General features: G+C 59.5%; 17 protein-coding genes. 5 read left to right on the top strand and 12 right to left on the bottom strand.

What is annotated here, in order from left to right; genetic code table 11:
• Positions 1-11: 11 nt before the first annotated feature.
• From rodA to mreC, 4 genes are all read right to left on the bottom strand, one after another.
• Complete coding sequence (rodA, locus tag HDF09_RS17795; protein ID WP_183768820.1) at positions 12-1112, bottom strand: rod shape-determining protein RodA; 1101 nt, start codon at positions 1110-1112, stop codon at positions 12-14.
• A 12-nt stretch (positions 1113-1124) separates the two neighbouring features.
• Positions 1125-3056: a penicillin-binding protein 2 gene (gene mrdA, locus HDF09_RS17790; RefSeq protein WP_183768819.1), complete on the bottom strand. Its 1932-nt coding sequence runs from the start codon at positions 3054-3056 to the stop codon at positions 1125-1127.
• 87 nt (positions 3057-3143) lie between these two features.
• Entirely contained in the window at positions 3144-3668 is a 525-nt protein-coding gene (mreD, locus tag HDF09_RS17785) for a rod shape-determining protein MreD (RefSeq protein ID WP_183768818.1), read from the bottom strand.
• An 18-nt stretch (positions 3669-3686) separates the two neighbouring features.
• Positions 3687-4997 carry a rod shape-determining protein MreC gene (mreC, locus tag HDF09_RS17780; RefSeq protein ID WP_183768817.1) on the bottom strand — a complete coding sequence of 437 codons (1311 nt, stop codon included), beginning with the start codon at positions 4995-4997 and terminating at the stop codon, positions 3687-3689.
• Between the two features lie 162 nt (positions 4998-5159).
• Here mreC and HDF09_RS17775 point away from each other — a divergent pair, with 162 nt between their 5' ends.
• The gene (locus tag HDF09_RS17775) at positions 5160-5774 is read left to right on the top strand and encodes a cytochrome P460 family protein (protein WP_183768816.1); all 615 of its coding nucleotides are present in this window, start codon (positions 5160-5162) and stop codon (positions 5772-5774) included.
• Between the two features lie 16 nt (positions 5775-5790).
• Here HDF09_RS17775 and HDF09_RS17770 read toward each other — a convergent pair whose 3' ends face one another.
• Positions 5791-6951 carry an alpha/beta hydrolase gene (locus tag HDF09_RS17770; protein ID WP_183768815.1) on the bottom strand — a complete coding sequence of 387 codons (1161 nt, stop codon included), beginning with the start codon at positions 6949-6951 and terminating at the stop codon, positions 5791-5793.
• A 60-nt stretch (positions 6952-7011) separates the two neighbouring features.
• On the opposite strand from HDF09_RS17770, the gene era reads away from it, so the two are divergent.
• The gene (gene era, locus HDF09_RS17765) at positions 7012-8058 is read left to right on the top strand and encodes a GTPase Era (protein WP_183768814.1); all 1047 of its coding nucleotides are present in this window, start codon (positions 7012-7014) and stop codon (positions 8056-8058) included.
• Positions 8059-8167: 109 nt separating this feature from the next.
• Positions 8168-8383, top strand: coding sequence for a hypothetical protein (locus HDF09_RS17760; protein ID WP_183768813.1), 216 nt, complete (start codon positions 8168-8170; stop codon positions 8381-8383).
• A 13-nt stretch (positions 8384-8396) separates the two neighbouring features.
• Here HDF09_RS17760 and HDF09_RS17755 read toward each other — a convergent pair whose 3' ends face one another.
• From HDF09_RS17755 to ald, 3 genes are all read right to left on the bottom strand, one after another.
• Positions 8397-9767, bottom strand: a complete 1371-nt coding sequence (locus HDF09_RS17755; protein WP_183768812.1) for a sigma-54-dependent transcriptional regulator — start codon at positions 9765-9767, stop codon at positions 8397-8399.
• The gene (locus HDF09_RS17750) at positions 9764-12370 is read right to left on the bottom strand and encodes a sensor histidine kinase (protein ID WP_183768811.1); all 2607 of its coding nucleotides are present in this window, start codon (positions 12368-12370) and stop codon (positions 9764-9766) included. Before HDF09_RS17750 ends, HDF09_RS17755 begins: the two co-directional genes overlap by 4 nt.
• 203 nt (positions 12371-12573) lie before the next feature.
• Positions 12574-13686, bottom strand: a complete 1113-nt coding sequence (gene ald, locus HDF09_RS17745; protein ID WP_183768810.1) for an alanine dehydrogenase — start codon at positions 13684-13686, stop codon at positions 12574-12576.
• A gap of 194 nt (positions 13687-13880) precedes the next feature.
• On the opposite strand from ald, the gene HDF09_RS17740 reads away from it, so the two are divergent.
• Positions 13881-15233, top strand: coding sequence for a hypothetical protein (locus HDF09_RS17740; RefSeq protein WP_183768809.1), 1353 nt, complete (start codon positions 13881-13883; stop codon positions 15231-15233).
• Between the two features lie 102 nt (positions 15234-15335).
• Positions 15336-16400, top strand: a complete 1065-nt coding sequence (locus HDF09_RS17735) for a rod shape-determining protein (RefSeq protein ID WP_281376834.1) — start codon at positions 15336-15338, stop codon at positions 16398-16400.
• 512 nt (positions 16401-16912) lie between these two features.
• Here the strand turns inward: HDF09_RS17735 and HDF09_RS17730 are convergent.
• From HDF09_RS17730 to HDF09_RS17715, 4 genes are all read right to left on the bottom strand, one after another.
• Entirely contained in the window at positions 16913-18361 is a 1449-nt protein-coding gene (locus HDF09_RS17730; RefSeq protein ID WP_183768808.1) for a hemolysin family protein, read from the bottom strand.
• A complete protein-coding gene (gene ybeY, locus HDF09_RS17725) occupies positions 18358-18948 on the bottom strand; it encodes an rRNA maturation RNase YbeY (protein WP_183768807.1) in 591 nt (196 codons plus the stop codon). Before ybeY ends, HDF09_RS17730 begins: the two co-directional genes overlap by 4 nt.
• Positions 18945-19856 carry a glycoside hydrolase family 16 protein gene (locus HDF09_RS17720; RefSeq protein WP_183768806.1) on the bottom strand — a complete coding sequence of 304 codons (912 nt, stop codon included), beginning with the start codon at positions 19854-19856 and terminating at the stop codon, positions 18945-18947. The genes ybeY and HDF09_RS17720 overlap by 4 nt, the downstream gene beginning before the upstream one ends.
• 74 nt (positions 19857-19930) lie before the next feature.
• Positions 19931-20968 (bottom strand): PhoH family protein, encoded by a 1038-nt coding sequence (locus HDF09_RS17715; protein WP_183768805.1) that lies wholly within the window; start codon positions 20966-20968, stop codon positions 19931-19933.
• Between the last annotated feature and the right edge of the window lie 53 nt (positions 20969-21021).

Here is a 21021-nt window from a genome sequence, read left to right as displayed (position 1 = left end):
CTTGTAATCCGCTAGTTCACGAACCGCCGCATGCGGATGTTCATCACGATCCCAAGCGACAGAAAAGTAAACAGAACCGACGAGCCGCCATAACTCAGCAACGGCAAAGGAATCCCCGTGACCGGCATCAGGCCCACGACCATGCCAACATTAACGGCGATCTGAAAGACGATAACTGCGACCACCCCCATGATGATGAAGCTGCCGGGAAGATCGGAGGCGGTCTGGGCGTTCTGAATCAGACGCATCAAAATAAGAAAGTAGAGCAGCAGAACCCCGATCGCACCCACAAAGCCGTGCTCCTCGCAGAAGGCCGCAAAGATAAAATCGGTGTACGGGATGGGGAGGAAGTCTCCCTGAGTCTGTGTCCCCTTGTTCGCACCCTTCCCCCATATGCCGCCGGAGCCGACAGCGATAAGAGACTGACGAATCTGGTACCCGGAGCCGCGTGGGTCGGAGTCAGGATCCATGAACGCGTTGATGCGTGCCTGCTGATACGGCTTCAGATGCTTGCCGCTCTTCCAGGCGACCCCGCCGATAAGCGCAATCGCCAGCACGACCAGGCCAACCTGCTTGACGCGAATGCCGCCAAGAAACAACCCGCAGATCAAGATAGGAAGATAGGTCAACGCAGTCCCAAGGTCTGGCTGCTTGAGCACGAGCGCCATCGGCACCATCACCATAGCCGCAGCCTTGCCGATATCCCCCCACGTAAGCTCCTTCCCCGCCAGCCCCCAGAAGTAGCGGGCCACCGCGAGGATCAGCACCAGCTTCACCCACTCGGACGGCTGAAAGTGAATGCCGCCAGGAAATTTAATCCAGCGGCGTCCGCCGAGAACCTTGGTGCCGACGATCAGAACAGCAATCAGCGAGAGCACGCTGACGCCATAGGCCCAGTGGATGATATCGATCAGCCGGTGATAGTCGATCAGCGAGATGACAAACATCAGGAAAATGCCACCGGCGAGAAACTGGACCTGCTTGTGGTCGAAGCCGTGGAACTTGGTGTGCAGCGTAGCCGACTTAATCTCAAGCACAGAGATCAGCGAGAGCAGCAGCACAAATCCGAGAAGGACCCAGTCGAAGTCGCGATAAGAGGAGAGGCGGGGCATGGCTGGTCTGTCCTATTCTGCGCTGGGTACGGTAGGTGTTTCGCTGGTTGGAGCCGCGGGCTTGGCGGGCTCAGGAGTAGTTGCGATGCGGATGTTATTGTCGCGTTTGCGCTGTTTGTTCACATACGCATCAATGATCTGCGAGGCGAGCTTGGCGGAGTTGTTGCCCCAGTTGCCATGCTCCCAGAGCACAGCGACGACGATGTCGGGATTGCGCCGCGGAGCCATGCCGACGAACCACGCATTCGGCTCCGTGTTGTGGCCCTTGTTTGTCTTGGCAAGAGCGTCGTGGCCGATGACCTGAGCCGTCCCGGTCTTGCCCGCGAAGTCGACCCCTTCAAGATGCGCAGCGTAGGCAGTGCCGATGGGGCTGCTGGTCACGTTCGCCATCGCGTCGGTGATCAGCTGCCAGTTCTCGGTGGTCAGTGGAATGATCGCATCGCCCGAGCCGGGGAAGGACTCCTGAATCGCCTGCTGCATCTCCGGCGGAACTTCATCGGCGAAGATCACGTGGGGACGGCGGAAGACTCCACCCGATGCGATACCACTCAGCGCACGCGCCAGTTGCATCGGCGTCGCTGTAACGGCCCCCTGACCGATGCCGACCGAGATGGTCTCGCCCGCAAACCACTTGTCATGCTGCGTCTTCAGCTTCCACGCCGTAGAAGGCATCGTCCCGGTGACCTCATCGGGCAGGTCGATGCCGGTCCTTTGCCCCAGACCCACGGAGGTGGCGTACTTCGCGATCGTATCGATGCCAAGCCGATTGGCAAGCGTGTAGTAAAAAGTGTCGCAGGAGTAAGGAATCGCGTTGTTGATGTCGACCGCGCCGTGGTGTTTGTCGCAGGCATAGAAGTGGCCGTAAAACTCTGCCCCGCCGTTGCAGCTTACATGCATCGTCTGAGCGACATTCTCCTGCAGGCCGGCCACTGACATGATGATCTTGAAGGTACTGCCCGGAGCAAGCTGCGCCTGAAGGCTCTTATTCAGCAGCGGGTGATCCGGATTATTGATGATCTCGTTCCAGTAGTTTTTGGTGAGACGGACGGAGAACTGGTTGGGATCGTAGGTCGGACGCGAGACCATCGCGAGGATCTCGCCGGTGTGAGGGTCCATCGCGACGATGGCGCCGTTCTTGCCATCGAGAGCTTTTTCCGCAGCGATCTGGAGGTCAAGATCGATGGTGAGCTTCAGATCTTTGCCAGGAATGGCGAGCTCTTGCCCGAGGTGTCCAAGCTCCTTGCCGTGGCTGTTGACGATGACGTCGCGGCTGCCGTCTTTCCCGCGAAGCAGTGCGTCGTAGGTCTGCTCGACACCGGAGCGGCCGACGACATCGCCGGGAGAGTAGAAGGCGTAGCGTGGGTCGTCGAGCATCTGCTCGGAGACTTCGCCAACATACCCGATGAGGTGAGCGGCGAATCCGTCCCGAGGATAGAGACGGCGTTGCTCGTCGAGGGTCTCAAGCTCGGGGAGCTCATCGCGATGCGCAGCGATGAAGGCCTGCTCGTCAGGAGAGATGTCCTGCTTCAGTGGAATAGGCTGATACTTCGGTGCGATCTGGTAACGGCGAAGCGTGGACTGAATCTGCTCTATGGGGATGTGGAGGCCCTGCGAGATGAGAGGCAGATCAACATCGAGGTCTTTGACCTGCTCACGCAGCAGGTAGCAGGAGACCGAAGGGTAGTTGTCGACAAGCAGCCGGCCCTCACGATCAAAGAGCCTCCCACGCGGCGCAAGGATTGGAACCTTGCGAATTCGATTAGCTTCGGCGAGCGCGCGGAAGTTGTCCGCTCCAAGAACCTGCAAGCGCCAGAGACCCGTGATCAGCACAATCAGAATGCCCGCGACAATATATTGGGCCGCATGAAGTTTTCCCGCAGAGACCTTCTCAGCCCTTCCATTGGGGCCGACGTCGTTCGGGTCGATATGGTGGGTCATTTGCATGGCTGATCTCAGTTTACGGCGGGAGTCGGTGATCCGTGACTACCACTGTTGTGTCGTAAGTACCGTTTAGACGGTCGAAGTTCGCTTTCACTCGGTGCGTTTGGTGTTATCCAGCAGATAAAAGATGGGAAGCGCGACGACAGTGTTAATCGCGGCACGGATAAATTCATGTCCCCAGTAGATGTGAAAGTTCGTCAGTCCAAGCAGACGGCGGTTGATCAGAAAAAGCAGAAAGCTGTTGATAAGAAAGAATCCGAAGTTGATGAAAATACGCGTCGTAAGGTTTTCAACGTCAACCTGGATGCCAATGCTGGCCGCAATGTAGCCGATGACAGACTTCGCCATGCCGTTGACCCCGATGGGCTGAGCGGTGAGGGCGTCCTGAAGAAGCCCAATGGCCGCACCGGTAAGGGTCCCCGCGACGGGGTTGCGGCGCGAAACGGCAAAGAAGATGGTCACGATCAAGGGGAGATCGAGGATGGCAAGCCGGGGAAAGGGCCGGGGGAGCAGCGCCTGCAGAAGGATCGCGCCCAGCGGAACCAGCAACGCGACGGCAGAGGGAAAGCTGTGCTGCTCTAGCTCTCGACGGGATGTAAAGCTGCGGGTAGCCATGGTGTTTTTAGCAGACTGCTACGGCTGAGGGTTTGGGGACTGGGTCGGGGGCTGAGCCGAGTCCGCTGGAGGCTGAGGTTTGCGAGGCTTAGGCTGTACCGGCTTCGGTGTTGCTGGTTGAGTCGTTGCGTCCGGAGTCGGCGTCTGAGGCACAACCGGATTGGCCGCCTCAGGAGCCCCGGGTCTGAGATCGGCAGCCGAAGGCGTCGCTCCCGGCGAATAACGGTCAGAGTGAAGGGTCGGAAGCGGCTTCGGAACCACGTTGACGGGCGGAGTCTTGGCGGCGGGTGTTGCCGCAGCTCCCGTCTTGGTGGTGTCGTCGTCGCCCTCGTGAATGCTGGGCAGCCGGTCCGCCACGATCTGAGCCGCCGACCGCGCAGCAGCTTCAGCGGCCTGCTGGTCTGCAAGCTGTTTGGCGGCGGCCTGGGCCTCGGCAGTCGCGGCTCCTGCAGCCAGATCCTTCTGGGCCGCAGCAGGCAGCGTAGTCTGGGTCCCGGTGATAACCAGAACCTCCTCAAGCTGATTCAGATTGGCTTCGGGTCGAAGTTGGATGAGCGTGTAAGGCTGATGATCCGGGTCGACCTTGATCGACTCGATGGTGCCGACGGGAAGCCCGCGCGGGTAGACCTGGTCGCCACCCGAGCTGAGCACCTGTTCGCCGGGCTTGATCCGATCATCCGGAGTCAGATTGTTGATGAGAATCTGACCGGTGGTGCTGCCGCGAAGAATCGCACGAATCCGCGTCGTAGCCAGCAGCACGCCCGCCCCCGAGGTCTGGTCGTTGATCAGCAGCACCTGCGAGGTATGCGGGAAGACATCGCGGATCTTGCCGACGATGCCATCCGGAGTAATAACCGCCTGATCCGCCTTCAGACCATCCTTCGCGCCTTTATCTATATAGACCACGCGAGAGAGATCGTTCCCGCTCGTCCCGATCACCTGTGCCGCGACCGTAGTCGACACGTAGTGTTGCTGGAAATCCAGCATGGCCTGCAGACGGTGCCCCTGCATGGCGTCTTCGGCGAAGGAGGCCTGCTCCAGCCGCAGCCGCGCGATCTGCTCCTGGAGGTCATGATTCTCCTGCCGGGTGTGACGCAGATCCACGTAGTTCGACCAGCCATGCCGGAAGGTATAACCGATCCCATGAAAAAATCGCTCAAACGGAGTCACGACGGACACCGCCCAGTAGCGGATAAGCGTAACCTTGCTGCTGTCGGGAGCGCCCGACTCGACCGGGCGGCGAACCTGCACCGCAAGGCCGATCGTCTGGGCCAGCAGGATCGCCACCAGCACCAGAACGTTTTTATACCGTGTAAAGAAAGATTCCATGCGCTAGCACTGATTATCCGCGAAGTTGAGCGCAGACGGAGGTGGCGTGCTGGATGCGGAGACCAACTTTTTCTCTCTTCCCTATCTCTTTTCGCTGTTGAACGAAATCCCCCGCCAGACCGTATTGCCATGAGACCCTGAATCCGATGACGAGGTAAATCCATGCTGCGTTCCGCGCTCCTGCTGCTCCTGGTTGCCCTCCTGCCACAACAAGAGAATGTCCGGTCCTACCCTGATATCGCCGAGGGAGTTGGCCAAAGCTACACGACGGAAGGCCAGTTCAAGATGCCCGAGCACTACCGCGAGTGGGTCTTCCTCACCTCCGGCGTCGACATGAGCTACAGCCCCAAAGCGTCCATGATGGGCCACTCCATGTTCGACAACGTCTTCGTCAACCCCAGCTCCTATCGAGCCTTCCTCCAGACTGGAACCTGGCCCGACAAGACCACGCTCGTGCTCGAGATTCGCGGCGCCGAGGGTGCCAGTTCGATCAACAAGAACGGCCACACGCAATCCCCGGAGATCATGGGCATCGAGGTCCACGTCAAGGACGCGAAGCTCGAAGGCGGCTGGGGATTCTTCGAGTTCGACGCTCCCAAAGGCACCGCCAAAGTGGTGAAGCGCCCCGCCTCCTGCTATGAATGCCACGAGAGTCACGCCGCCGTAGACACGACATTCGTCCAGTTCTACCCCACTCTCCTCGCACTCGCAAAGACAAAAGGCACGCTAAGCCCGGCCTACCTCAAAGAGATCAACGCACCAGCAACAGATAGATAACGCCCACTCTCAACAGCTACTTCGACTGAAAGAGCAGCGGAGCAAACTGGCTCAAATTATCCCGCCACACCATCCACGTGTGATAGCCGGGTGTTTCAATCTGCTTGACCGGCATCTTCTTGCTCTTGAGAAACTCCGCCAGCTTGCGGTTCGGCTCGATCAGCGAATCCTCCGTTCCGCACGCTACCCACAGCAGGCGAAGGTCCGCCGTCTTGGGGTCGAGCGCAGCCAGTCTGTTCTCGTAGTTCAAATTGTGCACAGCCGAGCTGAATCCTCCCACCCACGCAAACTTATCCGTATGCGAGAGCCCAATCGAGAGGCTTTCAAGTCCGCCCATGGACAGTCCGACGATAGCCCGATCGTTGCGATCCTTCGAGACGTGATACTCCGCCTCAACCCGCGGAAGCACCTCCGTAAGGAGCGCCTTGGTAAACAGATCCGTGTTGCGATCAATGGCGGCCGGGTCCTCCCACACATAAAACTGGTGCAGGAAGGACATATCCCCGTAACCCAGCGGCATCACCACTACCATTGGCTTGATCTTGCCCTGGGCCAGCAGATTGTCGAGCATCAGATCCGCGCGACCCACCGCCGTCCAGCCCGAGTCCGAATCGCTCCATCCATGCAGCAGATAGAGCACCGGATACGGCTGCGGAGCCTTCGGATCGTAGCCCGGAGGCGTATACACGTAGTAGCGACTCTGATTTTGCGGCAGCCCCTGAACAATATTCGTTGTGTAGTTGTAGTGGTGCAGAACGCCGTGCGGAACGTCGGCCACCTCCCACAGCTGCGGCGTATCGCCCGGAACCGTCAGCTCATTCGCAACATCAACCAGGTTGATCGTCGTATCCGGATTCGCAGGATCCAGCCGGAAGTCGCCATCCGCCTCAAAGTGATACCCATAGATCTCAGGCGGCAGCGACGGCGTCGTCACCGTCCAGATGCCGGCCGTATCCTTCTTCATCGGCAGCTTCTTCGGAAGCCCGCCCACGACCAGCTCCACCTTGCCGGCCGCGGCATCCTTATAGGCGAAGGTCACCGTCCGATCAGAGTGAACCTCAATCGAAGAGAACGGTTTGATAGCTTGAGCCGAAAGAAACAGCGGCGCGGTGACAGAAGATAACAGGGCCAGACCTCGAGCGACTCTGCGTGCCGTCCGCAGTTTGGTGAATCTCATACGAGCCAGTTTAGACGAGGTTTGCGAATTCGGGCACCGCAACAGCGCATAATAAAGAGAATGGCCTTTCGCTCCGGTTTCGTATCCATCATCGGTCGCCCCAACGCGGGCAAATCCACTCTGCTCAACGCCCTGCTCGGGCAGAAGCTGGCGATCGTCACGCACAAGCCGCAGACGACGCGCACACGCATCCATGGCGTGCTCGAAGTTCCTCTGAAAAAGAAGGCCAAAGGCGAGCCCGGTCACCCCGCCGCGCAGGTGGTTCTGGTCGACACACCCGGCATCCACAAGCCCGACACCCAGCTCGACCGCCGCATGATGCAGGAGGTCCACGATGCGCTGGAGTCACGCGATGCCGTCTTGTTTATCGTCGACGTGACCCACCGCCTGCCAAAGGTCCCCGGCGCAGGAGACAGTGGCAAGACCACAGGCCGCATGGGCATGTCCGCCGCCGAGGACGACTTCGCCCTCTCGCTGATCAAAAAGCTGGAGTGCCCAGTCATTCTCGTCCTCAACAAGATGGACGCGATCCCCAAGAAAGACCTGCTCCCGCTGATCGCGCACTGGTCCACACTGCATCCGTTTGCCGACGTGATTCCCATCTCAGCCCGCAAGAAGGAGGGCCTCGATCTTCTTCTCGAGAAGGTCGTCGGACAGCTCAAAGAGGGCCAGCGCTACTTCCCCAAGCATCAACTGACTGACCAGCCTGAGCGCTTCCTCGTCGCCGAACTCATCCGCGAAAAGATTCTCATGCTCACCGGCGAAGAGGTCCCCTACGCCACCGCGGTCGTCATCGAGAAGTTCGAAGAGCCCGCCTCCATGAAGAAGATGAAGGACGGCAAGCTGCCCGTGACGAAGATCTCCGCCGCAATCTTCTGCGAGCGCACCGGACAGAAAGCAATCCTCATCGGCAAGCAGGGCGAGATGCTGAAGCGCATCGGCACCGCAGCCCGCAAAGACATCGAACCACTCCTCGGCACACGCGTCTTTCTCGAACTCTTCGTCAAGGTTCAGGAAGAGTGGCGCTCCAGCCGCGGCTTCGTCGAAGACCTCGACTGGCGTCGGCAGTTGGAGTTAATTGCAGAAAAACAGCAGACGGAAGAGTGAGATGGGAGCCAGACGGCCAGCGCTACCCAAGGTATCTGAGGAGATGCAGCGCCGGTCGAGTCTGTTGATAGACGAGGTACAACGGTGGCCTGAGACACGGATAGGCCGCATGTTTGGCATGTTCAGCATCTATCGGGGCGACACGATCTTTGCCTTGCTTCCCGGCACCAGAGGGTTGGAGCAGCCGAACACAATCGCAACGAAACTGAATGAACCTGGACCGACTGAGCGTGAAAAGTGGCAAAGCTTCGCGGTCGAAGACGATGACAAACTTGCAGCAGCCCTGAAACGCCTGGAGAAGGCGTATCGCAAAGCAAGAAAGTAGCGATTCAAAGTAGCTATTCTTTGACGCTGACGCCCAGAGCTTTCATCTTGCGATACAAATGACTGCGTTCAAGACCCAGCCCCTCAGCGGCGCGGCTGACATTGCCATGAAACTCATCTAATTTTTTCAAAATGTAGTCGCGTTCATACGCCTCACGAGCCTGCAGCAGGCTGGTGAACTCCTCGCGTCCATTACCCTTGTTGGAGTCCTTGGCCGAGTCGCGATAGACCAGCATCGGCAGATGTTTGCGCTCGATGCGTTGCGTCTTCGGGTTCAGGATCAGCACGCGCTCAACAAGATTGCGCAACTCACGCACGTTGCCCGGCCAGTGGTATTGCTTCAAAGCAGCAAGCGCATCTTCGGTCATCTCGACGTGAGGACGGCCGTACTCAGCGCCAAACTGCTGCAGAAATTCTTTGACGAGGAGAGGAATATCCTCCTTGCGGTCGCGCAGAGGCGGCACAAAAAACGGAATGACATTGAGGCGATAGAACAGGTCTTCGCGAAAGTTGCCGCGAGCGATCTCCTCTTCAAGATCCTTATTCGTCGCGGCGATCACCCGCACATCGACGTGCACAGGATGCGAAGCGCCGACCGGAAGAAAGCGCTGCTCATCGAGCGCCCGCAACACCTTGGCCTGTGTCTTCAGGCTCATGTCGCCAACCTCGTCGAGGAACAACGTTCCTCCGTCCGCGCGCTCAAACGTTCCGCGCTTCTCAGTGGGCCCACCCGGCACAGCTCCGTGGCGATAACCGAAGAGTTCGCTCTCGATGTAATCCTCTGGAATCGCCGCGCAGTTGAGTTCCACAAAAGGCCGGTCTTTGCGCAGACTCTCCGCATGCATCGCTCTGCCGACAAGCTCCTTCCCTGCCCCCGACTCCCCATAGATCAGCACGCGCCCGTTCGTAGGAGCCATCAGCTTGATCTGCTGGCGCAGCGCCTTCATGGGAACAGAGTTTCCTGTCACTGTTCCCTTCGCAAGCTGACGCGAAAACTCCTGGTTATCCTCGCGCATCTGCCGAGCCTTCATCGCATTCTTCAAGACGATCAGCGTGCGGTCGAGCGAGAGAGGCTTCTCCAGAAAGTCGTACGCCCCAAGCTTGGTAGCACGCACCGCAGCTTCAATCGTGCCGTGGCCGCTGATGATGACGACCTCAGGAACATTGCTCGACTCCATCTGACGGATCTCGGTCAAAGTATCGAGGCCGTCGCGATCCGGCAGCCAGATGTCGAGCAGGACGACATCGTAGGCAGCATCCCGCAGTAGCTCGAGCGCTTCACCGGCAGTAGCGGCAGTGGTGACGAGATAGTCCTCTTCACGAAGGATGCTTTCGAGCGACTCGCGAATCTCGGCTTCGTCGTCAACGATGAGTACGTGGTTCATTGGGGGCCTCTGGGGAGGGTGGAGGCAAAGTCGTCCTCTGCTTTGGTGTTGCTGTGAACTGGAGTGTCCGCGACAGACTCAACCTCAACCGTCGGCTGATGACCGTTCTGCGGCGTGGCGAAGGCACTTAAGGCCGCCGGCGCTTCCGGGTCGCTGTCAGGCGAGAGAGCCGGACGCAGTTCGATGATGAACCTCGCGCCCGCAGGTTCATTCTTCTCCGCGCGAATAGTGCCCTGATGCTCCTGGATAATCTTCGCGGCAATCGCGAGACCCAAGCCCGTGCCACGCTGCTTGGTCGAGAAGTAAGGCAGAAAGAGGCGCTCGCGCATGTCATCGGTAAGGCCCGAGCCACTGTCCGCAATCGCAAGCTCGACCATTCCGTTCTCCAGCAGACAAGTGCTGATCTGCAGCTCGCGATAGAGACTCTGCTGCATCGCCTCAGCGGCGTTATCGATGAGATTGCCAAGCGCGCGTTTCAGCGCCTCAGGATCCGCCATCACCAGCGGCAGGTCGGGGCTCATCTTGCGCACGACGCGAACCGTCTGCATCCGTCCAGCAAACAGCGCGAGCGAGTTCTCGACAATCGTGTTGAGGTCCGCAGGCTTTGGCCGCGCCGTCGGAAACTCCGCAAGCGCGGCAAACTGATCGACGAGCGACCGCATGCTCTCGACCGACGAGGTAATCACCTCCGAACATCGACGAATGACAGCGATCGAGGGCGGCTCCGGAGCGCTGGCAGGCGTGGCCTCAGCGACAGCACGCGCAAGGCGGTCGATATGGCGGCGAATCTGTTCCGCACTCAGACTGATCGGCGTGAGCGGATTCTTGATCTCATGCGCCACACGCCGCGCCACCTCCTTCCACGCCGACTGCTTCTGCGCCCGCAGCAGCTCCGTCGCATTTTCAAGCACTATCACATAGCCCTGATGCTCGCGCCGCATTCGTTCGGTCGCCGCCGGCATCTCCAGCAGCGCGACCGTAGCCAGTAGGTTCATCGTCCCGCCAAACCTGTCGTCCGAGCTCTGCGGAAAGCCGGGAATCTCGATCTCACTTGACGCCGACCCCATGCGATGGCTGCGTTTAATCAACCGATCAAGCACCTCAGAGACCTCAGGCGGAAAGACCTCCTCCATCACCAGCCCATAGAACGGCCTCTGCCCACCCGGGTCCATCATCTCGCTAAGCGCCCGGTTAGCAAGGATGATCCGGCGATCTGTATCGAGCGTCGCCACGCCATTCGGAATCGTCTCAAGCATCGTCTCAAGCTCGCCGCGCCTGGCCTCAAGCGCCGTATTCGCCGCGCTAAGCTGCACCGTAGACTCCTCCACCGCACGCCGGCTGCCCTCAAGATCCGCCGCCATATGGTTGAAGCTCCGCACCAGCTCCCCCAGCTCTTCGGTCGCGCTCTCCTGCACGCGATGGCCGTAGTCCCCCTGCGCGATAGCCTCCATCGCATCCGCCAGCGCCTCCACGGGCTTGGTCACCTGCTTCGACAGATGCAGCGCAAGCCAGCACGACGCGAACAGAGCAAGGCTCGTCATCATCAGCAGCAGGAGCATATAAAGATCCCGAATCTGACGCCGCTCGCTATAGAGCACCCAGTACGCATCCGCCGCCTTGCGCAGATTGGTCATCGTCGCCGCCATCCCAAACGGCATCGGTAGGCCAACCACGACAGTCTCGCCCTGTTTCAAAGTCGTTGCGCCGAGCGCGTAGTCCGTGGCGCCAAGAGAAAAAACCGGCTGGTCCATGCGCTGGGCAGCAGCAAGAATCGCAGCATCCACGGGATCGGCAGGCGCCTGAGCGCTCGACTTATCCATATCGGCGGCCACCTGATCGGGGAGCCACACCTTAACCTTCGCCGTCGCGCCAGTCCCCTGCGGCATGTGAAACGAAGCCACCACGCGGCCCTCGCGATACACGATCGCAAAGCCATTCTGCAGCGTAATCTCGTGCTGTCGCAGAACCTCATGGATCGCCTCGCGATTCCGAGACGCAGCCGGCGCGACCGCCTGAGCACTCCCAGGCAACGACCCATGGTTCGAGCGGCGTCCCGAACCCCGACCCGAAGCAGCTTCGCTCCCACCACCCGCCGCCTTGGCCACAGGAGCAACCACCGGCGCCGCCGGCAAACTCGCAGCGATCGAATCCGCCTCAGCACGAGCATTCGCCGTCGTATAGTGCGCCAGCTCCAGCGCCATGTTATTGCTGTCTTCGCGCATGTCCGTAACCGGCTGCGTAAACCAGCGATCGACCGCGCGGTTCATCAGCTGATAGCTGAACGCAAACATCGAAGCAATCGGAACCAGGCTCACCAGCACCGCGCCCCACAGCATCCGCGTGCGCAGACGCGTGCCCATCACCCGGCTGCGCTGGTCGGCATACAGCTTCAGCACATTGCGGACCAGCATCAGCAGCACCGTAACAAACAGCAGAAACGCCACAATCGACAGCCCAGTAAAGATGACCGTCTGCTGCGTGCTGGCAGGCTTTGGCAGCTGCGTATTGAACGCATTCAGCGTCGCCAGAGCCACAAACAGGATGAGCAGGCACGCGCCCAGCGCCACGATCCAAATCTTTCGCCGGTTCGCAGTCGTGCCCATCGCCCGCCCTCCCACTCCCCTGATTCAGTCCCCCCGATTATATGCGGCCACCAGCGCTTCCTTCGCTCCATCCCCAACAACCGCGGCGGCTGGACCAATTTCCCTGTGGGTGTACAAGCGAGTCAATGCAGTCATGGCCGTTTTCTCTCAAGGAAACCGGCACTGCGGTATATCTTCCACTCCACAGCAACAGGGAAATTGCTCTAAACGAGCTTCGCCACCGCCTGCCACTCACGCTTCTGCGCCTGCGCCACCGCACCATAAGTCAGCACACCGTTGAAGGTATTCACGCCCTCGGCGATGCCCTTGTCTTCGCTGATCGCCGCATTCGCCCCCAGCCGCGCCAGCTTCAGCACGTAAGGAAACGTCGCATTCGTCAAAGCAAGCGTCGAGGTATTCGGCACCGCGGCAGGCATATTCGTCACGCAGTAGTGCACAACGCCGTTCACCTCGTACGAAGGATTCGAGTGGGTCGTCGGGTGCGCCGTCTCAATGCACCCTCCCTGATCGATCGCTACATCCACGATCACCGCACCCTTCTTCATCTTCGCCACCATCGCCTTTGTCACAATCTTCGGCGCAGCAGCACCCGGAATCAGAACGCCGCCGATCACCAGATCAGCCTCCCGAACCGCATGCTCGATGTTGTAACTATTCGACGCAACCGTATAGATCCGGCCGCCAAAGATGTCATCCAGCTCCCGCAGCCGATTCAGGTTCAAATCAATCAGCGTCACCTTCGCGCCCATGCCCAGCGCAATCTTCGCGGCGTTTGTCCCCACAATACCGCCGCCAATAATGCAGACGTTCCCCGGAGGCACGCCCGGAACCCCGCCCAGCAGAACGCCACGCCCGCCATGCTCCTTCTCAAGATAAGCTGCGCCAACCTGCACGCTCATCCGTCCGGCAACCTCGCTCATCGGCGTCAGCAGCGGCAACGCTCCCGCGCGATCGCGAACCGTCTCATACGCAATCCCCGTCACCTTCGAGGTAAGCAGCGCATCCGTCAGGTCGTTCAGCGGTGCCAGATGAAGATACGTAAAAAGAACCAGGCCCTCGCGAAAGTTCTTGTACTCCTTCTCGACCGGCTCCTTCACCTTGACCACCATCTCGGCCAGCCGCCACACATCGTAGGCTGAGCCGACGATCTCGGCACCCGCAGACTGGTACTCGTCATCCGGCATAGCCGACAGCGCGCCAGCATCATGCTCCACGAGAACCTTGTGTCCTGCCTCGACCAGTGCTTTAACGCCGGCCGGGGTTACCCCTACGCGGCTCTCGTGATCCTTAACTTCCTTGGGCACACCAATAATCATTCGCCTGTCTCCACTTTGCTTGACGCTTCTTTCGATTGTATCTATTTGCACCGAAACGATGTCACAGGAGGATGAGAAGCCCCCGCTAAGACTTAGTTCCAGAAGCGAACCCAGACGAGGACAAGACGAGGACAATATCAGGTAAGCGGAGACTAAAACGCAGCAACCGGCTCAACTTCGATTAGATTGGGCAGATGCCAGAAATCGTCGCAGACGATTTAAACTCAGGCGATTTAGACCAGACCAGGCCAGACCGTCGCCTGCTGCTGGTGCTGCTGATCGTCCCCGTGCTCCTCTCGCTGGCCGCGGTGTGGGCCCTCGATCATACTCGGGCAAACAAATCGCTCTTTTCCATCACGAATCTGGTGGGGCCAACCACGCGCAGCCTGCTCGCCGGCGATGGTATTACGGTCTGCACCGAGGAGATGGGAACTCGCGGCAATCCCATCTGCTTCCACGCCGCGCGCATGCCGGCCACAGCAGTCGTCGTCGCCTCGGGCATTCGGCTCCTGGGCGACCGCTACCTTCCGGTCGTCTGCTTCAAGACGATTCTTCTGTTGTTGCCCGTCGAGTTTGCCATCTATCTCGCATGGTGCTGTCTGCCGCAGCCACCCGGTCGCAGAGCCGTGGCGATCCTGCTGCTTCTCGTTCCGTTCCTCATTCCGGCGTTTCTGGCCGACGTCACCAATCTCCAGGTAGACGAAGGGTTCTCCTACAGCTTTCTGGCGCTGGCCACGGCGATTCTGTTCCTCAACCGGGCCGCCGTCGGCAGCACTCGAAGGACAAGCCTGCGCGGTATTGGCAAGGCTCTGCTGTTCGCCGTAGCGCTCGATGGCCTATACCTCTCGAAGAGCGGGATGCTGCTGGCCGTGTTGGTACTGTTGGTGGGGTTCCTCGCATTGGAGAAGCAGACAAGGCTGCGTTGGCTCGTCCTCCTGCTGGTTGCGGCAGCTCCCCTCGGGTGGGCACTGCATCAACATCACGCCAGTGGCCGATACAGCGTGGGAACCAGCTTCGACGGAATCAATCTGCACAAGGGCAACAACGCCGGGTTTCTTCAGAACTACCCGCCGGTGCACGGCGACTCGCTCGACTGGTACGACTTCGAACTGAATCGTGGCGTAAGCTTCCCGGACGAGTGGAGCTTCAACGACTATCACCGGCGAGCGGCCCTCGAGTATCTACGGACTCATCCCCGGGAGACTCTGTCAGGAGATCTCCGCAAGCTGAAAATCCTCTTCTTCTCGTTCGAAAAGTACGGCTCGACCGCGAACTCTGGTGCTCGACGTCTGATCGAAATCGCCGGGATGCTGACCTTCAGGCTGATCTTCTGGACCGCGACGGCCAGTGCAGTCTTCCTGCTGCTTCGACACTGTCTTCCAGCCGACCGATCGTTGCGCGTCGCGGCGGCCACGTTTCTTGCCCTGGTCGCAGCCTCCACACTTCCCTACCTGGCCGGCTTCGCCTACACCCGCCACGTCAGCATCCTCATCTATCCCTCGGCGCTCTTCTGCTGTCGGCTGCTGTGTGAACCAGAACGGGACTAACACAGAAGAGGCATGCTTACTGGTTAGGTTAGGTGCTGAAATACAGCTTGCTAAAGGAATACACTAGTGTGAGTCTCTTTTTAGGATCGATCGCAAACACCTATGTCTTCGAATAGTTTTCAGATGCGTTACTCCCGCATTCACAATATGCGGTCACTTTTCAGCCTCTTTTCCAGCGACCTTGCTATCGACCTCGGCACGGCGAACACGCTCGTCTTCGCGCATGGCAAAGGCATCATCGTCAACGAGCCCTCCATCATCGCGGTGAACAAGATCACCAACGAGGTTGAAGCCGTCGGCAAAGAGGCCAAGGAGATGCTCGGCCGCACGCCGGGAAACATCGTCGCCATCAAGCCCATGAAGGACGGCGTCATCGCCGACTTCCGCCACACCGAAAAGATGCTGAACTACTTCATCCAGAAGGCGCACAACCGGAAGATGATGGTTCACCCGCGCATCGTCATCGGCGTCCCCTCCGAGATCACCCAGGTAGAAAAACGAGCCGTCATGGACTCCGCCTATCGCGCCAAAGCCTCCGAGGTTCACCTGGTCGAACAAGCCATGGTCGCCGCCATTGGCGCGGGTTTGCCCATCACCGAGCCAGGTGGAAACATGGTCGTCGACATCGGCGGCGGGACTACGGATATTGCAGTGATCTCGCTCGCAGGCATCGTCTACTCGCGCTCCGTACGCATGGCCGGAAACCAGATGGACGAGGCCGTGATGACCTACCTCAAGCGGAAGTACAACCTGCTCATCGGCGAGCGCACCGCGGAGCAGATCAAGATCTCGCTTGGCTCTGCCTACCCGCTCGACAAGCCCATCTCGATGGAGGTCAAAGGCCGCAACCTCATCGAGGGCGTGCCGAAGACCATCACCATCGAAGACTCCGAGATCCGCGAAGCCCTCAGCGAGTGCATCGCAACCATCATCAACGCCATCCGCGTAGCCCTCGAGCGTACTCCGCCCGAGCTCTCCGCCGACATCTCCGACCGCGGCATCGTGCTCACCGGCGGCGGCGCTCTCATCAAGAACCTCGACAAGCGTATCCGCGAAGAGACCGGGCTTCCCGTCTCCATCGCCGACGATCCCCTCGCCTCCGTCGTCCTCGGAACAGGAAAGATGCTCTCCGACTTCAAACTGCTCCGAAAGATCTCAATCGACTAATCAAGACACTGTTGCGACGGTTCCACCTTGGTTACAGGGAAGGTCTCGGGCTCAATCCGGGACCTTTCTGTTTTAGGGAATCTGTCCTGCCGGACGGGCCTCGTGCGCGGAGCGCGGGCGTTCGCACGCCTTTTTAGAGCTTCGCGTGGTCCTCCCGTTGGTCGGAATCAATCTTCCTCGCGACCAACGGGAGCGCCAAGCGAAGCGGTATACAAGTCACGAAGTGACCGCCGAATCGGGGTCCCCGCAAACAGGTCTTCGTTTGCGGGGTGACTGAGCGCAGGGCGCCCGTCCGGCAGGACAGAGTCTCTCCCCAAAAAATAAAGTTGAAAACCGTGGCGTATTTTTAGCCCCCAAAATAACGACTGCTAAAACACCATCTCAGCCACGCAAATCACCACACTCACACCATCAAAACACCACGTCAAAACACCCGTTTTTCGCAAAATCCCCTTATTTTTCGCACATTCCACCACCCCAGAAAAATATCCAAAAACGCTACCCAAAGTCCTCTAGGAGAGGTCAGGAGGATTCGTAAGACTAACCCGAATCCGGTCGATCCGCCGGTCCGTGCTAGCCAGCACCTCCAGCCGAAGCCCATCCTCTTCGACCACCTCGCCCGGCAGCGGGATATGCCCCGCAATCTCCGAGACCAAGCCCCCAAGTGTCGTAGATTCATAGTGTTCTGGAAGCCGTAGAGCCGTCGGATCGTCCCGCGTATCGCGAAGATCCTTCAACTCCTCCCCCTCTCCCCCCTCACCAGACTCCACCGCCAGCTCTTCGGGCTCATGCAGCTCCCCATCCTCAGCAGGCCGCGTAACGCGTTGATTCGGCTCAAACTGATCGGCAAAAAGATCGCGCAAACGCGAGAGCTCAAAAGATCCAGAGACGACGTAGGCACCGTTAGGTTCGCGAATCGGCTCATCATCCGCTTCAGGCTCGTCGTGCTCATCCGCGATGTTCCCGACGATAGCCTCAAGTAAATCCTCAATGGTGACAAGGCCTGCAACGCTTCCGTACTCGTCGATGACAATGCGCATATGCTGCTTTTCACGCTGCATCTCGCGTAGCAGCTCAGCCACTTTCTTCGTCTCGGGAACAAAGGCCGCGGGACGCTGAATTTGCGCAACCGTGCGGGTATTGGCTTCAGCGTCAAGCACTTTGAGCAGGTCATGAGCGAAGCCGATGCCCGTGACGTGATCAAGCGAACCGTTGTAGACCGGGACGCGGGAGAAGGCATGTTCGTTGATGGTAGCGGTGAACTCCTGCAGGGTGAGGGTGCCGGGAACAGCGAAGATCTCAGGGCGAGGCGTCATGACCTCGAGAACGACCTTGTCACCAAACTCCACAGCAGACCGGACCAATTCGCGATCAGACTCTTCGAGGATGCCCTCCTCCTCGCCGGCTTCGAGGAGAGCATCCATGGCCTCGGAGGGATGGTCTTCTTCGGTGGCGTCTTCTGGCTCGGCAAGGGCGGCAATGGAGAGAAGCAGTTGCAGCAGCATGGTGACGGGAAGGATGAGATAGAAGAGCGTCTGCAGAAGAGGAAGGATGCGCGCGATCCAGAGGCCGCGGGTGCGGGAGAAGAGGAGTTGCGGTAGCAGACGGTCGAAGATGAGGATGAGAAGGATAAGTTCGAAGACGGCGCGCAGAACCTCGCCGAGGGTGGGCGTGCGGGCGAGGGTGGGAACCAGGCTGGTATGGGTGTAGAGGCGAAGGCCGGAGAACAAAGCCAGGGCGGCCAGCGTGAGTTGGCGAAGGACTGAGGCGGAGAGGGCGATGGACTCGCGACCAAGGCGTAGACGGGGTTCGACGACACGCTCCCAGGCGTCGATGTTGTCCTGGTACTCGCGGGCGAGGAACTTGCCCATCTCGGAGTAGACGCGATCGACGTAGGCGGCTAACGCGAGGATACCCAGAAGAAGGATGAGAGCGAGGGAGTAGAAATAAGCGGGGGTCATTTGGAGCCTCGCGCCGTTTTCTTGTTTGGCATGCCGGCTTTTTTAATAGGTCGAATCGAAGGTGATTTTTTCGAAGCTGCTGGCACCTTTTTCGGACTGGAGGGCTTCTTTTTGGCTGTGTGTGACGACGACTTTTGCGGCAGCTTCGTGGCCCGTTCGGTGAGTGAGTTTGTCGTAAGGCGGAGCTGGCGGCGGAGAGCGGCTTCGCGGGTGGCCATCTCTCCGTTGTCGGTCTCGTGGTCAAGACCGGAGAGATGAAGCAAGCCGTGGAGGAGGAGTATTTTTACTTCGTCGCGCAGAGAGTGCCCATAAGAAGCAGCCTGAAGTGCGGCGGTTTCGAGCGAGATTGCGAGGTCTCCAGCATGAAGGTGGGCGATCTCTGCGGGCGTGGGAAAGCTGAGGACGTCGGTGGGTTTGTTTTTGCCGCGAAAGGATTTGTTGAGCCGCCGGAGGGTAGGATCGTCTGCGAGCAGGACCTCGACTTCGCCCCGAAGGCCGAGGGCAAGTCGAGCACGCTTGAGAAAGTCGGTGAGGCTGGAGCGGGACAGCGTCGCTTCAAGACCAGCCGCTGGTTCGATGGTGATCATTGGATTGGCTTCGGCGTCTGGGCTGCTGAGGAGGCCGGTTGGTAGACGCGGACGTAGTCGACGAGCATCTTCTGGGGGAAGGTGGTGGCTTCGTCGGGGTTGCCGGGCCAGCCGCCGCCTACAGCCAGGTTGAGGATGATGAAGAAGGGGTGGTCATAGACCCAGTAAGTGCTGGGGGGCAGGTCGGCTGGGGTTCGTTCGACAATGAGGTGATCGTCGAAGAAGAACTTGATATCGTTAGGTGCCCACTCAACGGAGTAGAGGTGGTAGCCGGTGGTGACGGATTCTCCGGGCGGGAGTGGAAATTTCGAGGAGATGGGTTGGGTGCCACTGTAGCCGGGGCCGTGGAGAGTGCTGTAGATGGTGTGGGGATCGCCGATGTTTTCGATGATGTCGATCTCGCCGGACTTGGGCCAGGGATTGGTGTCGATGTCGTCACCCAGGAGCCAAAAGGCGGGCCAGATGCCTTTGCCGGTGGGAAGCTGGATGCGGGCTTCGAAGCGTCCGTAGGCCTGGGAGAAGAGGCCTTTGGTGTTAAGGCGGGCAGAGGTGTAGTGGCGCGGGATGCCGTCAGAACCGATGAGGTCTTCTTTGCGGGCGGTGATGACGAGGTGGCCATCTTCCTGATGAGCGTTCACGGCGCGGTTGGTGTACGTCTCAAGCTCGTTGTTGCCGAAGCCTTTGCCGCCGGTTTCCGAGACCCACTTGGCGGGATCGGGGGAGGAGCCGTTGGGGCCGTTGAACTCGTCGCTCCAGGTGAGGCGCCAGTTGGAGTTTGGAGTCGCTGGGGATTGCGCGACGAGGGTCGTTCCAACCGCGAGGAGAACAAGGCAGGCGCGGGTGAGCGTCAGGCCGGAGCGGATGGGCGCGGGAATGGAGGGAGTACTTGGGGGTTCGATGGTGATCATCGTGAAGAACGGTTGCAATATCAACAGGGGGCTGGATTGGCCCCCTGTGATTGATTATCGCAGATTGGTTGAATTTATTGGGGTTTAGGTATGGGTTTGGCTGTGGGCGCGAGGTTGGGGTCGGGCATGGCAACTTCGCCGATGGGAAGAGGAAGCTGCTGCTGCGCCTTGCCGTAGCTGTCGTAGGCTCGGACGATGCGTTGGACGAGCTGGTGGCGGACGACATCGACGTCTTCAAAGTGGCAGAAACGAATGCCTTCGACGCCGTCGAGGACGTGGAGGGCTTCGAGGAGGCCGGATTTCTTGGGATTGGGCAGGTCGGTCTGGGTGAGGTCGCCGGTGATGACGGCCTTGGAGTTGTTGCCGAGACGGGTGACGAACATCTTCATCTGTTCCATGGTGGTGTTCTGGGCTTCGTCCATGATGATGAAGGCGTCGGAGAGGGTACGGCCGCGCATGAACGCGAGCGGGGCGACCTCGATAACGTTGGACTCAAGGAGCTTGTCGACCTTGATGGGGTCGAGGAGATCATAGAGGGCGTCGTAGAGGGGGCGGAGGTAGGGGTCGACCTTTTCCTGGAGCGATCCGGGGAGGAAGCCGAGGCGTTCGCCGGCTTCGACTGCGGGACGGACCAGGATGATGCGGCTGACTTTTTTGGCCATGAGCGCGGAGACCGCCATGGCCACAGCGAGGTAGGTCTTTCCGGTGCCGGCGGGGCCGAGGCCGAAGGTCATGTCTGACTGTTCGATGGCTTCGACGTACTTGCGCTGGTTGGGCGAGCGGGGCTGAACCATGCGCTTGACGCCGGCGGAGCGCTGTTTGCCGGTGTCGACGATGGACTTAAGGGTTGCGGCGGGGTCGGCGACGAGGAGCTTAAGCATGCCGTTTAGTTCGCCGTTGTGGAGATTGACGCCGGATTTTCGGAGGGTGTCGAAGTCGGTGAAGAGTTGTTCGACGCGGGCAACGTTGGTGGCTTCGCCGGTAACGTGGATAGCGTCGGAGCGGAGATCGATCGTGACGTTGAGTTTGTCCTCGAGGAGGCGGAGGTTTTCGTCGTGGGTCCCGTACAGGGGCTCAATGCCAGGTGTGATTTCCAGGGATTTTTTAATCAAGTAGTGTGCTGACCTCCGTCAGGGGGAGCTGGGTTGAATGCTTGGCCGGTTGA

It is taken from the genome of Edaphobacter lichenicola (assembly GCF_014201315.1).
In the GTDB taxonomy this organism is placed as follows: domain Bacteria; phylum Acidobacteriota; class Terriglobia; order Terriglobales; family Acidobacteriaceae; genus Edaphobacter; species Edaphobacter lichenicola_B.
Note: the sequence above shows the minus strand (reverse complement) of the source record. Positions and strands in the feature narration are given on the sequence as shown.

What these genes read in the sequence shown, in the direction of transcription:
- rodA (WP_183768820.1), bottom strand. Translation starts at nt 1,112, where the DNA reads ATGCCCCGCCTCTCCTCTTATCGCGACTTCGACTGGGTCCTTCTCGGA.
- mrdA (WP_183768819.1), bottom strand. Translation starts at nt 3,056, where the DNA reads ATGCAAATGACCCACCATATCGACCCGAACGACGTCGGCCCCAATGGA.
- mreD (WP_183768818.1), bottom strand. Translation starts at nt 3,668, where the DNA reads ATGGCTACCCGCAGCTTTACATCCCGTCGAGAGCTAGAGCAGCACAGC.
- mreC (WP_183768817.1), bottom strand. Translation starts at nt 4,997, where the DNA reads ATGGAATCTTTCTTTACACGGTATAAAAACGTTCTGGTGCTGGTGGCG.
- HDF09_RS17775 (WP_183768816.1), top strand. Translation starts at nt 5,160, where the DNA reads ATGCTGCGTTCCGCGCTCCTGCTGCTCCTGGTTGCCCTCCTGCCACAA.
- HDF09_RS17770 (WP_183768815.1), bottom strand. Translation starts at nt 6,951, where the DNA reads ATGAGATTCACCAAACTGCGGACGGCACGCAGAGTCGCTCGAGGTCTG.
- era (WP_183768814.1), top strand. Translation starts at nt 7,012, where the DNA reads ATGGCCTTTCGCTCCGGTTTCGTATCCATCATCGGTCGCCCCAACGCG.
- HDF09_RS17760 (WP_183768813.1), top strand. Translation starts at nt 8,168, where the DNA reads ATGTTTGGCATGTTCAGCATCTATCGGGGCGACACGATCTTTGCCTTG.
- HDF09_RS17755 (WP_183768812.1), bottom strand. Translation starts at nt 9,767, where the DNA reads ATGAACCACGTACTCATCGTTGACGACGAAGCCGAGATTCGCGAGTCG.
- HDF09_RS17750 (WP_183768811.1), bottom strand. Translation starts at nt 12,370, where the DNA reads ATGGGCACGACTGCGAACCGGCGAAAGATTTGGATCGTGGCGCTGGGC.
- ald (WP_183768810.1), bottom strand. Translation starts at nt 13,686, where the DNA reads ATGATTATTGGTGTGCCCAAGGAAGTTAAGGATCACGAGAGCCGCGTA.
- HDF09_RS17740 (WP_183768809.1), top strand. Translation starts at nt 13,881, where the DNA reads ATGCCAGAAATCGTCGCAGACGATTTAAACTCAGGCGATTTAGACCAG.
- HDF09_RS17735 (WP_281376834.1), top strand. Translation starts at nt 15,336, where the DNA reads ATGTCTTCGAATAGTTTTCAGATGCGTTACTCCCGCATTCACAATATG.
- HDF09_RS17730 (WP_183768808.1), bottom strand. Translation starts at nt 18,361, where the DNA reads ATGACCCCCGCTTATTTCTACTCCCTCGCTCTCATCCTTCTTCTGGGT.
- ybeY (WP_183768807.1), bottom strand. Translation starts at nt 18,948, where the DNA reads ATGATCACCATCGAACCAGCGGCTGGTCTTGAAGCGACGCTGTCCCGC.
- HDF09_RS17720 (WP_183768806.1), bottom strand. Translation starts at nt 19,856, where the DNA reads ATGATCACCATCGAACCCCCAAGTACTCCCTCCATTCCCGCGCCCATC.